A 13,723-nucleotide genomic window follows, 5' to 3' on the forward strand; every position below is an offset into this window, starting at 1 on the left:
GCGCGGCCGGTCCGTCAGGCAGGCTGGACGGGACATGACCGCCCTGTTGCCCGCGTCGGGTACCGACCCCGACGATCTGTTCACCTCGTTCGCGGCCTGGGCCGAGGGACGTGGCACCGTGCTGTACCCCGCCCAGGAAGAGGCGCTGATCGAACTGGTCAGCGGCGCCAACGTGGTGCTGGCGACACCGACGGGGTCGGGTAAGTCGCTGGTGGCGACGGGGGCGATCTACGCGGCGTTGGCGACTGGGCACGGCAGGAGCTTCTACACCGCACCGATCAAGGCACTGGTCAGCGAGAAGTTCTTCGCACTGACCGAGGTGTTCGGCGCCGCCAACGTCGGGATGCTGACCGGCGATGCCTCGGTGAACGCCGACGCGCCGATCATCGCCTGCACCGCGGAGATCCTGGCCAATGTCGCCCTGCGCGAAGGTGCCGCCGCGGACATCGGCCTGGTGGTGATGGACGAATTCCACTTCTACGGCGACCCCGACCGCGGCTGGGCCTGGCAGGTACCGCTGCTGGAGCTGCCCCGCGCCCAGTTCCTGCTGATGTCGGCGACACTCGGCGACGTCACCTTCCTGCGCGCGGACCTCACCCGGCGCACCGGCCGACCGACCGCGCTGGTGGCCGGGGCGCAGCGCCCTGTCCCGCTGTTCTATTCGTATGCCACCACACCGATGCACGAGACCATCGGCGATCTGCTCGACACCCGGCAGGTGCCGATCTACGTCGTGCATTTCACCCAGGCCGCGGCACTGGAACGCGCCCAGGCACTGATGAGCGTCAACGTGTGCACCAAGGAGGAGAAGGCGGCCATCGCCGCGCACATCGGCGCCTTCCGCTTCTCCTCGGCGTTCGGCACCGCCCTCTCGCGGCTGGTGCGCCACGGCATCGGGGTGCACCACGCGGGCATGCTGCCCAAGTACCGCCGGCTGGTCGAGCAGCTTGCCCAGGCCGGCCTGCTGAAGGTCATCTGCGGCACCGACACCCTCGGTGTCGGTATCAACGTGCCGATCCGCACGGTGGTGTTCACCGCACTGTCCAAGTACGACGGCACGCGCACCAGGTTGCTCACCGCGCGCGAGTTCCATCAGATCGCCGGCCGCGCCGGCCGCGCCGGTTTCGACACCGCGGGCACCGTCGTCGTGCAGGCACCCGAACACGAGGTGGAGAACCTCAAACAGTTCGCCAAGGTCGCCGACGATCCGAAGAAACGCCGGAAGCTGGTGCGCCGCAAGGTCCCCGAGGGCATGGTGCCTTGGAGCGAGCAGACCATGACCCGGCTCGTGGAAGCCGCCCCGGAGGCCCTGACCAGTCACATGCGGGTGACGACGGCGATGATCCTGGACGTCGTCGACCGACCGGGCAATCCGTTCGAGGCGATGCGCCGGCTGCTCACCGACAATCACGAGCCACGCAAACGCCAGCTCAAGCTCATCCTGGAAGCGGTCGGCATCGCCCGATCCCTGCTGCAGGCCGGCATCCTGGAGCGGCTGCCCGAACCGGAACCCGATGGCCGACAGTACCGGTTGACCGTCGACCTCCCGCCCGATTTTGCGCTCAACCAGCCGCTGTCGACCTTCGCCCTTGCTGCGGTGGATGTCTTGGACACCGACTCGGAAACGTATGCGCTGGACGTGGTCTCGGTGATCGAGGCGACCTTGGAAGATCCCCGTCAGATCCTTGCCGCGCAGTTGAACAAGGCCCGGGGAGAAGCCGTCGCCCAGATGAAGGCCGACGGCATCGAATACGACGAGCGCATCGAACTGCTCGACGAGGTGACCTACCCCAAACCCCTGCAGGAACTGCTGGAGCACACCTTCGAGGTGTACCTGCACAGCAACCCGTGGGCCGCCGACGGGAAACTCTCCCCGAAATCGGTGGTGCGCGAGATGTGGGAGCGGGCGCAGACGTTTCGCGAGTTCGTCAGCGAGTACGGGCTGACGCGGTCGGAGGGCGCGGTGCTGCGCTACCTGTCCGACACGTTCAAGGCGCTGCGCTCCGGGGTGCCCGCCGCCGCCCGCACCGACGAACTGGCCGATATCGTCGAATGGTTGGGCGAGCTTGTGCGCCAAGTCGATTCGAGCCTGCTCGACGAATGGGAGCAACTCACCAGCGGTGAGCTGCCGGAGACGGCCCCGGTGACGGTGCCGGTGCGGGCGCTGACGGCCAACGACCGCGCGTTCACCGCGATGGTGCGCAACGCGCTGTTCCGCCGGGTGGAGTTGTTCGCGCGGCGCCGGTGGGCCGAACTGGGTGCACTCGACGACGGCTGGTCCGCGCAGCGGTGGGAGGAGCTGGGCTCGGCGTACTTCGCCGAGCACGACGAGGTGGGCACCGGCGCGGACGCCCGGGGACCTGCGCTGCTGATCTTCGACCGGCAACCCGACGTGTGGCGGGTCCGGCAGATCCTCGACGATCCGGCCGGCGACCACGACTGGGGTTTCGACATAGCGGTGGACCTGGCCGCCTCCGATGAGGAAGGATCTCCGGTGGTGCGGATGACCGGGGCCGGCCGCCTCGACTGAGCGTGTGTGGCGTCACAGTCGTCTTTGATTCAGTTGTGCAGACCCTGGGTATTCCCACCGAGCTTGTCGCGGGGCAGCGGGGCCTCCGCGGGTCGAGACGAACTGGTGGGGCAATAGTGATGAATCGAATTGATTGTTGGATGGGTGCCGTGGCATCGGCGGTTTTCGTGGGCGCGGGGTCGTTGGCCGCCGCGAGTCCGGCCGCTGCCGATCCGTGTCCGGATGTGCAGGTGGTGTTCGCCAGGGGCACCTTCGAACCCGCTGGAGTGGGCAGTGTCGGGCGGGCCTTCGTAGATGCGGTGCGGGCCAAGGCACCGGGGAAGTCGGTTGAGGAGTACGCCGTGAACTACCCGGCGTCACTGGACTTCGCCACCGCCGCCGACGGCGTCATCGACGCCAGCAACAAGGTCCGTGCCACCGCCGCGGCCTGCCCGAACACCAAGGTGGTGTTAGGCGGGTATTCGCAGGGCGCGGCGGTGGCCGCGTACATCACCGCCGACGCGGTGCCGCAGGGCTTCGCACTGCCGCCGGGCCTCACCGGCCCGATGCCTGCCGAGGTCGCCGACCATGTGGCCGCGGTGGCGCTGTTCGGCAAGCCCTCGAGCGGTTTCCTGCAGATGATCTATACCGGCGCCCCGCCGATCACCGTCGGCTCCCGGTACGTGGGCAAGACCGACGACCTGTGCATCCCGGAGGATCCGGTGTGCTCACCGGGCGGTCATGACCAGGGCGCCCACGGCAGCTATGTGAGCAACGGCCTGACCGATCAGGCGGCCGACTTCGTGGTCACCCGGCTGGGTGCGCAGCGGTCAGGGCAGCCGGTGGATCAGGCGGCCGCGCACCGTTAGGTCAGGTCGCGCAGCCGTTCGATCAGTTTCACCCGGGCGGCCGGGGTGTCGGCCAACGGCACGACGTTCAGCGCCGTCACCCCCGCCTCCCGGAACGCGGCGATCCGTTCCTTGACGAAGCCTGCCGAACCGATCAGGGATACGTCGCGGACCAGCTCGTCGGGCACGGCCTTGGCGGCGGCTTCCTTGTCGCCGGCGAGGTAGAGCTCCTGGATACGGTCGGCCTGCGGCCCGTAGCCATAGCTGGTGGCCAGCGCGTGATAGAAGTTCTTGCCCTTGGCGCCCATCCCGCCGATGTACAGCGCCAGGTGCGGCTTGATGAATTCGCGTAACGGCTCGACATCGTCCCCGATGGCCAGCGCCGGGCCGGCATAGACGTCGAGTTCGCCGAGGGCGGGATCGCGCTTGGCCTTGCCGGCCTGCAGCGACTTGCCCCAGACGTCCCCGGCCTTCTCCGGCAGGAAGAAGATGGGCTGCCAGCCCTCGGCGATCTCGGCGGTCAGCTCCACGTTCTTCGGACCGAGGGCCGCCAGCAGCACCGGAATCCGTTCGCGGACCGGCGTATTGATGAGTTTGAGCGGTTTGCCGAGGCCGGTGCCGCGCTCCTTCGGCAGCGGAATGGTGTAGTGCTCACCCTCGAATTGCACACGCTCGCGCCGCCACACCTGCCGACAGATCTGCACCACCTCGCGGGTGCGGGCGATCGGCGCGTCGTAGGGCACGCCGTGGAACCCCTCGATGACCTGCGGCCCGGAAGCCCCGAGCCCCAGGATGAACCGGCCGTCGGACACGTAGTCCAGGCCGGCGGCGGTCATCGCGGTCAACGTGGGTGTGCGGGTGTAGAGCTGCAGGATGCCCGAGGCCAGCTGGACCCGCTCGGTGCCGGCTGCCAGGTAGCCGAGCGCGCTCACCGCGTCGAACGAGTACGCCTCCGGCACGAAGACGATGTCCAGGCCCGCGCGCTCGAGGTCGGCGACCTCGGCGGCCACCTCTTTGAAACCGCCTGCGTAGTTGATGGCCAGCCCGATCTTCACCGGTTCTGCACCTCTTCGGCAGCCTCACGCTGGATCTGCTCGAACTGGGCGGCCATCGCCTCGGACAGGGCTTGGGCACCGGACAGCGGGCGGACCATGACCATGAAGTCGTCGATCAGGCCGGCATCGTCGGTGTGGATGAAATCGCAGCCGGTGATCCGCTTGCCGGACACGGTGGCCTCGAAGACCAATGCGTGGTCGGCGCCGTCGTTGATCTCGCGGATGTAGCGGAAATCCTCGAACACGCGAAGCACCCCGCGCAGGATGGCTGCGGTGATCGGCTTGCCCGGATAGGGCTTGAATGCGACCGGGCTGGTGAACACCACGTCATCGGCCAGTTGGGCGGCCATCGCCTGGGGATCGCGCGCCTCGACGGCCTGACGGAAAGGATGCATCCGACACCTCGCATAGTCACTTTGTTGAATAGGTGCCGATGATAGTACCCTATGACCGTGGCGTTGCGAGACGCGGTACTGGCCGCCCTGCTCGACGGTGAATCGTCGGGTTATGACCTGGCCAAGTCGTTCGACGCCTCGGTCGCCAACTTCTGGACTGCCACCCCCCAGCAGCTCTACCGCGAACTGGAGCGTCTGGCTGCCGACGGCTTGATCGAAGCGCGGGTGGTGCAGCAGGAGCGCAGGCCGAACAAGCGGCTGTTCTCCTTGACCGCGGCCGGCCGTGCCGCCATTGCGGCCTTCAGCGCTGCACCACCCCGACGGTCGACCTTTCGCGATGAGCTGCTGATCAAGGTCAATGCCGTCGACGGTGGGGATGCCGACGCCGTCCGCGGCCTGGTGGCCGAACAGTTGCGATGGTCGCAGACCAAACTCGAACGCTATGAGCGGATGCGGGTGCGGTTGCTCGGCGGTTGCGACGAGGATGATTACCTGGCCACCGGCGAGCGGGTGGGCCCCTACCTCACGCTGCTCCGCGGTATCGCCTTCGAAGAGGAGAACATCCGCTGGGCCCAGCGCGTGCTGTCGGTGCTCGACCGGCGGTTGGGGCCCCGGCCGTCGGAGTGCTGACCGGAAAGCGGAACTCCCGAGGGGTCGGATGCGTTGGGGTGAACTATGACTACCGGAAGCGTGACCGCGGCAGACGGCGGCTACGAGGACGAACTGCGGTCCGAACGGGACTATGTGGACCGCCTGTACACCCGGTTGGACGACGAGCGCACGGCCGCCAAACGTCGCTATGACGCCGCACTGCGTGGGGATATCGACGCCCAGGACGGGGCCACCCTGCTGCAGCGCGATGTCGAGGTGCGCGCCCTGGCCAGGGAGATGAATCGGTTGGACGTCGCCGACAGCGGCCTGTGCTTCGGCCGACTGGATGCGCAGGACGGCGAGGCGCGCTACATCGGGCGTCTGGGCCTGTTCGACCCGCAGAACGGATACGAGGCCCTGCTGCTGGACTGGCGGGCCCCGGCGTCGCGCGCCTTCTACACAGCCACCGCCGCCAACCCGGAGGGCATGCGCCGGCGGCGCCAGTTCCGCACCCTGGGCCGCAGTCTGGTCGGCTTCACCGACGAGAGCCTCGGCAGGCCCGACGCGACCGCAGGCGGGGATGCCGCACTATTGGCCGCCGTCAACGCCCCGCGCGGGGAGGGCATGAGCGATATCGTCGCGACGATCCAGGCCGAGCAGGACGAGATCATCCGGCTGGATCATCCCGGTGTGCTGGTGATCGAGGGCGGCCCCGGCACCGGTAAGACGGTGGTGGCGCTGCACCGGGTGGCCTACCTGCTCTACACCCGGCGCCAGCAGATCGAACGGCACGGCGCCCTGGTGGTGGGGCCCAGTCCGGCCTTCCTCAACCACATCGGCCGCGTGCTGCCGTCCCTTGGCGAGACCGACGTCGTCTTCACCACCACCGGTGAGCTGGTACCGGGGCTGCGGGTGACGGCCGAGGACGCGCCCGACGTCGTCCGGATCAAGGGCTCGCTGGACATGCTCGACGTGCTGGCAGCGGCGGTGGCCGACCATCAGCGGTTGCCCGACGATCCGATCACCATCGAGCTCGCCGATGTCACGGTGCGCATCGACGCCGAGACCGCGCAGTGGGCCCGCGAGGAGGCCCGCGGCAGCGGGCAGCCGCACAACCAGGCCCGGGCGGTGTTCGTCGATATCGTCACGTACGTGCTCACCGAGCGGGCGATCGCGCGCATCGGCCGCGGCTGGCTGTCCCGGTCGGACAAGAACGCCTGGGAGCAGATGCGCTCCGATCTGCTCGAGGAGCTGTCCGAGAGTGCCGCGTTCCATGCCGCCGTCGAAGCGCTGTGGCCCCGACTCACCCCGGAATTGGTTCTCTCCCAACTCTATTCGTCACATGAGCGGTTGCATGCGGCGGGCGCGGACGCATCGTTGTGGCGCGCCGACGGCGCCGCGTGGACGGTATCGGACGTGCCCCTGCTCGACGAGCTGGTGGATCTGCTGGGCCGGGACAAGGCCGCCGACCGCGCCGCCGAGCGGGAGCGCAAGAAGCAGGAGGCCTACGCCAAGGGCGTGCTCGACCTGATGGTCGCCCGCGAGGAGTTGATGGACGACGAGGACCGCCTGCTGGCCCAGGATGTCCTCGGCGCCGAAGACCTGGCCGACCGCTTCGCCGAGCGCGACACCCGCGATCTGGTGGAACGCGCTGCCGCCGATCGGGATTGGACCTACCGCCACGTCGTGGTGGACGAGGCGCAGGAACTGTCACAGATGGACTGGCGGGTGCTGATGCGCCGCTGCCCCGCGCGCTCCTTCACCATCGTCGGGGACCTCGCGCAGCGCCGTTCGGCGGCAGGGGCCCGCTCCTGGGACGAGATGCTGACGCCGTACGTCCGCGACCGCTGGGTGTACCGCTCACTGTCGGTCAACTACCGCACGCCGTCGGAGATCATGACCGTGGCCGCCGCGCTGCTGGCACAGTTCGCGCCCGACGTGACGCCGCCGGAGTCGGTGCGGGCGTCGGGGTTCCCGCCGTGGGCGCGGCGGGTCGGTGAAGACGAATTGGCCGCGGCGATAGCACAGTTCGTGGCCGAGGAGGATCGGTTGCCGGGCACCAGTGTGGTGATCGGACCGCCGGGGATGCCGGGCACGGTGACCGCGGCGGAGACCAAGGGGCTGGAGTTCGACGCGGTGCTGGTCGTCGAGCCTGCGACGATTCTCTCCGACGGACCGCGTGGCACGGCCGATCTCTACGTGGCGCTGACCCGGGCCACCCAGCGCCTCGGCGTGCTGTACACCGGGGAGCTACCGCAGGCTCTGCGCGGTCTGGTAACCGGTGTCGGCGCCTGAGGCCAACACCAGGTTGTACAGCGGCGCACCCCACGCGTGCGGACCGCTGCTGGCCGGCGCATAACCGGTGTGGACGGCGATACCTGCCGGGGACATCGAGTCCTGGTCGGGAACGGAGTCACACACCGGGTCTCCGATATCGCAGACGCTGACGGTTCGCGCACCCATAGCCGCGGGCAGCATCGAGGTGTCGGTTCCGGCCAGGAACGAATGCTCTTGTGCCACACCCTGACCGACACCCGGAGCCAGCGCCGCCGACCCCATGTTGATGGTGGTGTCGGTCGGCAGCCGGTCGCCGTCGGCGACCAGCAGTGCGGCCACGACCTGCGGGTCATCGGCCAAGTCGTGCAGGTTGCGGTGAATCACCATGGCGCCCTGCGAATATCCGGCAAGGATCACCTTGGTGGTCGGGCATTGTGCGCTGAACGCCTGGAGTTGATGAGCGGCAGCGTCGGTGCCGTCGTGCACGCTGTCCATGAAGTTCATCCAGCCGCGAATGCCGCCATCGGCCGGAACGGGAGCGGCCGGGTACTTCACGGCCTCGGCGGTGATGGTGCGCCCGCTGTCTGCCAGGGCGGCCCGCATCTGCAGATACGACTGGTAGACCACGTCTCCCATCCCGCCGTTGGCGGTCAGTCCCGCACCGTCTCGCTGGCCGGAGCCTGCCGCCCCGATCCAGTGATAGTCCGCGCATCCCGGCTCGGCCGAAGCCGCACCGGCCGACACACCGCTGATACCCGATGCGAGGAGCACGCCCGCAATCGCTGTCACCACCCGACGAATCACGATCATTTGATCGTCACCAGCGGTCTCGCCGTTACGTGACGTCCGGCACGGCGACTGGCCACCAAGGGCCCCAGGGGCGATAAGAGCAGCTAATTAGTGTTTGTGAACGAACAACCCCGTTTGCTCGGCGCCCGCGCGGCCGCCTGAGTCGACCTGAAGGGGCCGGCGGGCGCACGTCCGGATAGCATTGGAGCGTCTGCGCGGCCGACGAAGACGTCGCCGCGACCGCCTTCCCGATGAATACGGCTCTTGTCGTGCGTCATTACCCGCTCGCTTCGACGACGCGGCAAGCCGGTCACCGATGTGGGAACAAACGCCCTTTCGAAGGAGTTGCAGCAACACGTGGCCGACCTCATTCGGATGACCCGCCGGCCGTCTATCGCGCCGACCTGTCAGCAAACACACAAGTTGGGGCCGCTCTGATGCGCCAGGGACCGCTGGCCGGGCGGTACCCGGCCGTGGCCGCCATGGTCACCTTCGCGCTGATCCCTTACCTTGCGTTGTCGGCGGCGCTGGACCCGCTGGTGCCGATCATCTCCGAGCAGTTGCACATGACGGCTCAGCAGATGAGCCTGTCCGCCGGACTCGGTAATGCTGCGTACGCCGTCGGCACCGTACTGGCCGTCCAGTTCGCCCAGCACCTGCCGCAGCGCCGAATGCTGCTGGGCTACGCCGTGCTGCTGGTCGTCGGATCGGTGCTGGCCGCAGCGGCCCAGAACGCCGGCATGTTCATCGGCGGTCACGTGCTGCAAGGACTGTCCACCAGCATGCTGCTCATCGCTGCCGCACCGCCGTTGACCATCGGCTTCCCCAGGGAGAAGCTGCGCAACACGGCCGTCATCATGAACATGTGCGTGTTCGGGGCCGTCGCACTCGGACCGTTCGTCGGCGGCCTGCAGGCCGAATCCCAGCAGTGGCGGCCGCTGTTCTGGATCGTCGCGGCCATCGCGGCGACGGCGCTCATCCTGGCCGCACTCACCTTCGATGACGCTCCGCCCGCCGACCGGGAGGCGCCTCGCGACGGGTGGGCGATCGTCTTGGCGGCCGCGGGGTGCACCGCCGCCTTCGTCGGGGCCGCGCAGCTCACCAGCCATGGATTCGGCGATCTCGCGGCGACCGGCCCCATGCTCGGTGGCCTGGCGCTCATCGTCGTGCTGATCGTCTACCAGTTCCGGGCGCGCCGCCCGCTGCTGACCATTCGCACGATGCTGACGAGCTCGATCCCGGTGGCCGGAGTCGGAGTCGCCCTGTTCGCCGCCGCGGCATCGGTGGCGGCCACGGCGCTGACCGCCAATGTCTTCCTGTTGAGCTACAACCCGGTCCAGGTCGGCCTGCTGTATCTGCCCGAACTGGGCGGTGCGGTGGTGATGGCGGTGGTGTTCGGCGCGGTGATCTCCCGGCGCGCCATGCATTACCTGCCGCTGATCGGCATGGCCCTGCTCGCGGCGGGGATTCTGGTGTTCCGCCTGGCCCTGCCCGCCAACCAGCCGCTGGCCCTGCTCGGGGCGGCGCTGACCGGTCTGGCCCTCGGTGCCACGGTGGCGCCCGCGCTGTTCGTCGCCGGTTTCTCGTTGCAGTCCAACAGCTTGCAGCGGGTCTTCGCCATCATCGAGCTGCTGCGCGCGGTGGCGGCGTTCATGGTGGCGCCGATCTTCGCGCATTTCGCCGCCACCACCGCCGGGGATCTGGTGTCCGGTACCGGTATCGCGTTGTGGATCGGTTTCGGGCTCGCCATCGCCGGCGCCGTGTTCGGGGTGGCGGTCTACGCACTCAGCGGCGCCCGACCGCAACAACCCGACCTCGACCTCTTCCTCGACGGCGAATCCCCCGCCTGGTACTCCCCGCCGCTGCTGGCCCGGCTCCGCCCGGGGTTGCCCGCACCGGAACCGGCGCGGGCGCCCGTTCCCGCGGCCAACGGGGCACACCCGCCAGCCGAGCCCGGAGCACCGGGCCCGATCCTCATCGCCTACGACGGATCGCAGCGCGCCGCCACCGCGATCGCGGCGGCCGCCGCCCAGGTACCGCCGGGCCGGCGGGCGCTGGTCATCTGTGTCTGGCAGCCGGTGGAGGTGGGATTCACCCCGGCCGACGGCCGCACTCTGGATGCCGACAACGCCGCCGACGTGCGCCGATCTGCCGAACACACCGCGGCCTATGGCGCGCAGCTGGCCGCCGAGGCAGGATTTGTGGCGTGCAGCAGGGCCGTGGAGGCGTCGCCCACCTGGCAGGGCATCGTCGCGACGGCCACCGAAACGGGGGCCAGCCTCATCGTGCTCGGGCCGCACCGTCGCCAAGGACTGCTGGGCCACCTGCAGGGCAGTGTCGCCGCGGCGGTGGTGGCACACACCGACACCCCGGTGCTCATCGTGCCGCAGGTGACGCAGCCCGCCGCGTTGGCGTCCGCGAACAACTGAGAGGTAAACCGCGATGTTGAATCGGCGAGACTTGTTGGTACTGAGCGGCATCGGCGCGCTGTCGACCGCAATGCCCGCAGCACACGCCACCCCGGCCACGCCGCCGGCGGCACCTCCCGCCGGCGGCTACCTGTTCGTCGACGACTTCGACGGGCCCGCCGGTTCGGCGCCGGACGCATCGAAATGGGAAGTGGCCCTTGCCCGCGAGTCGATGGAGGACCCGACGTTCTGGGAGCTGCCCGGTAATGTCGGCCAGTACCGCGACGACCGTCGCAATGTCTTCATCGACGGCAAGTCGAATCTGGTCTTCCGCGCGGCGAAAGATGGGGACACCTTCTACAGCGGCAAGCTGTTCGGCAAGTGGCGCGGCGGCATCGGGCACAACTGGGAAGCCCGCATCAAACTCGACTGCCTGACCCCGGGCTGCTGGCCGGCCTGGTATCTCGCCAACAACGACCCCACCATCGGCGGCGAGGTCGACATCATGGAGTGGTACGGCAACGGCAAGTGGGCGGCAGGTACCGCGGTGCATGCCAAGCTCAACGGTGGCGAGCACGTCAGCCAGCGCATCACGGTGGACAGCGGATGGCACACCTGGCGGGTGCAGTGGGACGACGCGGGTATGCGGTTCTGGCGGGACTACACCGACGGCGCGCAACCGTATTTCAACGTGCCGGCGCACGCCCTGCCGGATTGGCAGTTCAATCAGCCCGGCTACCAACTGTTCCCGGTGCTGGATCTGGCGGTGGCCGGATCCGGCGGCGGTGACCCCAGCGGGGGAAGCTACCCCGCCCAGATGCTGGTGGACTACGTCAAGGTCTGGTGACGCACCGTCACGGGAAGTCCACCGGATACGGTTCGGCGAAATCGGCTGAGCGGCCCACCGCCGCCCACTTGCGATCCTGGGCCAACAGCGTTTCGTCCTGCCGGATCGAGCCCTCCACGGCATTGACCCCCAACGGCAGGTGATACGGCACCTCGTCCCGCCGAGAGAGCCGTACCAGGATCTCCGCGGCGCGGGCCGGATCGCCGGCGGTGACGGCGGGGCTCTTGCGGACCGTGTTCATCGCTCCGACCGTGTCCGCGTAATGCGCGGGAATTTCGCCGACCTCCATCGACGACCCGGCCCAGTCCGTGGCGAATCCGCTCGGCTCGACCACGAGTACCTTGATTCCGAACGGGGCGGTTTCGGCCTGCAGCACCCGGGAGAATCCGTCGATGGCGAACTTCGCGGCCTGGTAGGACGCGATTCCGGCCGACCCGCCGACACGGCCGCCCATCGACGAGAACTGGATGATGAGCCCGCCGCCCTGCGCGCGCAGCACTGGGATGGCGGCCCGGGACACGTGGTAGACACCCCAGAAGTTGGTCTCGAACTGGGCGCGGAAATCCGCTTCGTCCCCGGTTTCGATGGGCGCGACGTTGGCGTACCCCGCATTGTTGACCACCACGTCGATGCGGCCGAACCGCTCCTTGGTGGCGGCGATCGCGGTCCGCACGCCGTCCGGGTCGGTGACATCCAGCGGGAGCGCCGCGATGCGCTCGCCGTACCCACCGGTGAACTCGTCGAGTTGACCGGGTCGGCGCGCGGTGGCGGCGACGCTGTCGCCGGCTTCCAGTGCGGCGCGTACCAGTTCACGGCCGAAGCCACGCGACGATCCCGTGATGAACCAGACCGTGCTCATGTTTGTCTCCTTCTCTCGGTGCTTCTCAGCGGGCAACGGTGGCGGCATGGACGGGCGTGTAGCGTTCACCCACCACCCGGCCGGGCTCGAAAACCGCGCTCAGATAAGCGACTTCGTCGGCGCTGAGCGCCACCGCCGTGGCGGCGAAGTTCTCGCGCACGTGGGCGATGCGCCGAGTGCCGGGGATCGGCACCACGTCCAGCGGTTGGGCCAGCAGCCAGGCCAGTGCCAATTGACCAGGCGTGCAGCCTTTTTCATCGGCCATCCTGGTCAGCGCCTCGACCGGTTCCAGATTGGCGGCCAGGTTGTCGGCCGAGAACCGGGGGTTCGAGTGCCGGAAGTCGTCGGGATGGAAGTTCGCCCCTGGCTTGAGTGCGCCGGTCAACGCCGACCTGCCCAGTGGGCAGTACGGCACCAGCGTGATGCCCAGCTCGCGGCAGGTCGCCGTCACCGATTCCTCGACATCCCGTTCCCACAGCGAATACTCGCTCTGCAGCGCGGTGATCGGGTGCACGGCGTGCGCACGCCGGATCAGGTCGGAGCCGACCTCGCTGAGACCGAGCGCACGGACCTTGCCGGCCTGTACCAGTTCGGCCATGGCGCCGACGGTCTCCTCGATGGGCACGTTGCGGTCCAGCCGGTGGCAGTAGTAGAGGTCGATGACGTCGGTATCCAACCTGCGCAGGCTGGCCGCACACGCCGCGGCGACGTACTCGGGCCGACCGTCGATGACGATCCCGTCCCGAGTGTCGTTGATCCTGGCGCCGAACTTGGTGGCCAGCACCACGCGGTCGCGCCTGCCCCGCAATGCGGTTCCGATGAGGCGCTCGTTGTGGCCGAAGCCGCGAGAGTTCGACGCCGTACCGATATCGGAGCCGCCGTACACGTCCGAGGTGTCCAGGAAATCGACCCCGAGGTCGATCGCCGCGCGGATGGTCTCCGCCGATTCCAGGTCATCGGAGTCGCCGTAGAACTGCGACATGCCCATGCAGCCGAGCCCGATGGGCCGCACCGTCAGATCCGAATGCCCCAGCCGCACGCGTGCCGAGCAGTCCGTCATCACCGCCACCTAAATGAGAGTTGAACTATCACATAGTATGGAACGTATCAGCCCGGGAAGTATTCCCGGCCGGGTTTTCAGGAGG

General features: G+C 68.5%; 11 protein-coding genes. 6 read left to right on the plus strand and 5 right to left on the minus strand.

Translation table 11 applies throughout. The features are described 5' to 3' along the window. Nucleotides 1–34 precede the first annotated feature (34 nt). Nucleotides 35–2,530 (plus strand): DEAD/DEAH box helicase, encoded by a 2,496-nt coding sequence (locus SBI67_RS13595; protein ID WP_318981046.1) that lies wholly within the window; start codon nucleotides 35–37, stop codon nucleotides 2,528–2,530. Between the two features lie 119 nt (nucleotides 2,531–2,649). Continuing rightward, nucleotides 2,650–3,378 carry a cutinase family protein gene (locus tag SBI67_RS13600; protein WP_413232467.1) on the plus strand — a complete coding sequence of 243 codons (729 nt, stop codon included), beginning with the start codon at nucleotides 2,650–2,652 and terminating at the stop codon, nucleotides 3,376–3,378. Here SBI67_RS13600 and SBI67_RS13605 read toward each other — a convergent pair. Continuing rightward, nucleotides 3,375–4,412: an LLM class F420-dependent oxidoreductase gene (locus SBI67_RS13605; protein ID WP_318981048.1), complete on the minus strand. Its 1,038-nt coding sequence runs from the start codon at nucleotides 4,410–4,412 to the stop codon at nucleotides 3,375–3,377. The genes SBI67_RS13600 and SBI67_RS13605 overlap by 4 nt on opposite strands. After that, nucleotides 4,409–4,807 carry a nuclear transport factor 2 family protein gene (locus SBI67_RS13610; RefSeq protein ID WP_318981049.1) on the minus strand — a complete coding sequence of 133 codons (399 nt, stop codon included), beginning with the start codon at nucleotides 4,805–4,807 and terminating at the stop codon, nucleotides 4,409–4,411. The genes SBI67_RS13605 and SBI67_RS13610 overlap by 4 nt, the downstream gene beginning before the upstream one ends. A gap of 57 nt (nucleotides 4,808–4,864) precedes the next feature. Between SBI67_RS13610 and SBI67_RS13615 the strand changes: the two genes are divergently transcribed. Further along, complete coding sequence (locus SBI67_RS13615; RefSeq protein ID WP_318981050.1) at nucleotides 4,865–5,437, plus strand: PadR family transcriptional regulator; 573 nt, start codon at nucleotides 4,865–4,867, stop codon at nucleotides 5,435–5,437. 45 nt (nucleotides 5,438–5,482) lie between these two features. After that, on the plus strand, nucleotides 5,483–7,693 hold the full coding sequence (helR, locus tag SBI67_RS13620; RefSeq protein WP_318981051.1) for an RNA polymerase recycling motor ATPase HelR: 2,211 nt from the start codon (nucleotides 5,483–5,485) through the stop codon (nucleotides 7,691–7,693). Here helR and SBI67_RS13625 read toward each other — a convergent pair. After that, nucleotides 7,649–8,485, minus strand: coding sequence for a cutinase family protein (locus SBI67_RS13625; RefSeq protein WP_318981052.1), 837 nt, complete (start codon nucleotides 8,483–8,485; stop codon nucleotides 7,649–7,651). The two genes, helR and SBI67_RS13625, sit on opposite strands and share 45 nt — an antisense overlap. Before the next feature lie 416 nt (nucleotides 8,486–8,901). Between SBI67_RS13625 and SBI67_RS13630 the strand changes: the two genes are divergently transcribed. Then, the gene (locus SBI67_RS13630; protein WP_318981053.1) at nucleotides 8,902–10,893 is read left to right on the plus strand and encodes an MFS transporter; all 1,992 of its coding nucleotides are present in this window, start codon (nucleotides 8,902–8,904) and stop codon (nucleotides 10,891–10,893) included. A gap of 13 nt (nucleotides 10,894–10,906) precedes the next feature. After that, complete coding sequence (locus SBI67_RS13635; protein ID WP_318981054.1) at nucleotides 10,907–11,719, plus strand: glycoside hydrolase family 16 protein; 813 nt, start codon at nucleotides 10,907–10,909, stop codon at nucleotides 11,717–11,719. A gap of 7 nt (nucleotides 11,720–11,726) precedes the next feature. Here the strand turns inward: SBI67_RS13635 and SBI67_RS13640 are convergent, their stop codons facing one another. Beyond that, nucleotides 11,727–12,578, minus strand: a complete 852-nt coding sequence (locus tag SBI67_RS13640) for an SDR family NAD(P)-dependent oxidoreductase (RefSeq protein ID WP_318981055.1) — start codon at nucleotides 12,576–12,578, stop codon at nucleotides 11,727–11,729. A gap of 25 nt (nucleotides 12,579–12,603) precedes the next feature. Beyond that, a complete protein-coding gene (locus SBI67_RS13645; protein ID WP_318981336.1) occupies nucleotides 12,604–13,638 on the minus strand; it encodes an aldo/keto reductase in 1,035 nt (344 codons plus the stop codon). Between the last annotated feature and the right edge of the window lie 85 nt (nucleotides 13,639–13,723).

Origin of the sequence: Mycolicibacterium chengduense, from assembly GCF_033741155.1 — a bacterium.
GTDB lineage: Bacteria > Actinomycetota > Actinomycetes > Mycobacteriales > Mycobacteriaceae > Mycobacterium.

Coding starts and splice junctions, on each gene's coding strand:
- SBI67_RS13595 (WP_318981046.1), top strand. CDS start 35: ATGACCGCCCTGTTGCCCGCGTCGGGTACCGACCCCGACGATCTGTTC.
- SBI67_RS13600 (WP_413232467.1), top strand. CDS start 2,650: ATGAATCGAATTGATTGTTGGATGGGTGCCGTGGCATCGGCGGTTTTC.
- SBI67_RS13610 (WP_318981049.1), bottom strand. CDS start 4,807: ATGCATCCTTTCCGTCAGGCCGTCGAGGCGCGCGATCCCCAGGCGATG.
- helR (WP_318981051.1), top strand. CDS start 5,483: ATGACTACCGGAAGCGTGACCGCGGCAGACGGCGGCTACGAGGACGAA.
- SBI67_RS13625 (WP_318981052.1), bottom strand. CDS start 8,485: ATGATCGTGATTCGTCGGGTGGTGACAGCGATTGCGGGCGTGCTCCTC.
- SBI67_RS13630 (WP_318981053.1), top strand. CDS start 8,902: ATGCGCCAGGGACCGCTGGCCGGGCGGTACCCGGCCGTGGCCGCCATG.
- SBI67_RS13635 (WP_318981054.1), top strand. CDS start 10,907: ATGTTGAATCGGCGAGACTTGTTGGTACTGAGCGGCATCGGCGCGCTG.
- SBI67_RS13640 (WP_318981055.1), bottom strand. CDS start 12,578: ATGAGCACGGTCTGGTTCATCACGGGATCGTCGCGTGGCTTCGGCCGT.
- SBI67_RS13645 (WP_318981336.1), bottom strand. CDS start 13,638: ATGACGGACTGCTCGGCACGCGTGCGGCTGGGGCATTCGGATCTGACG.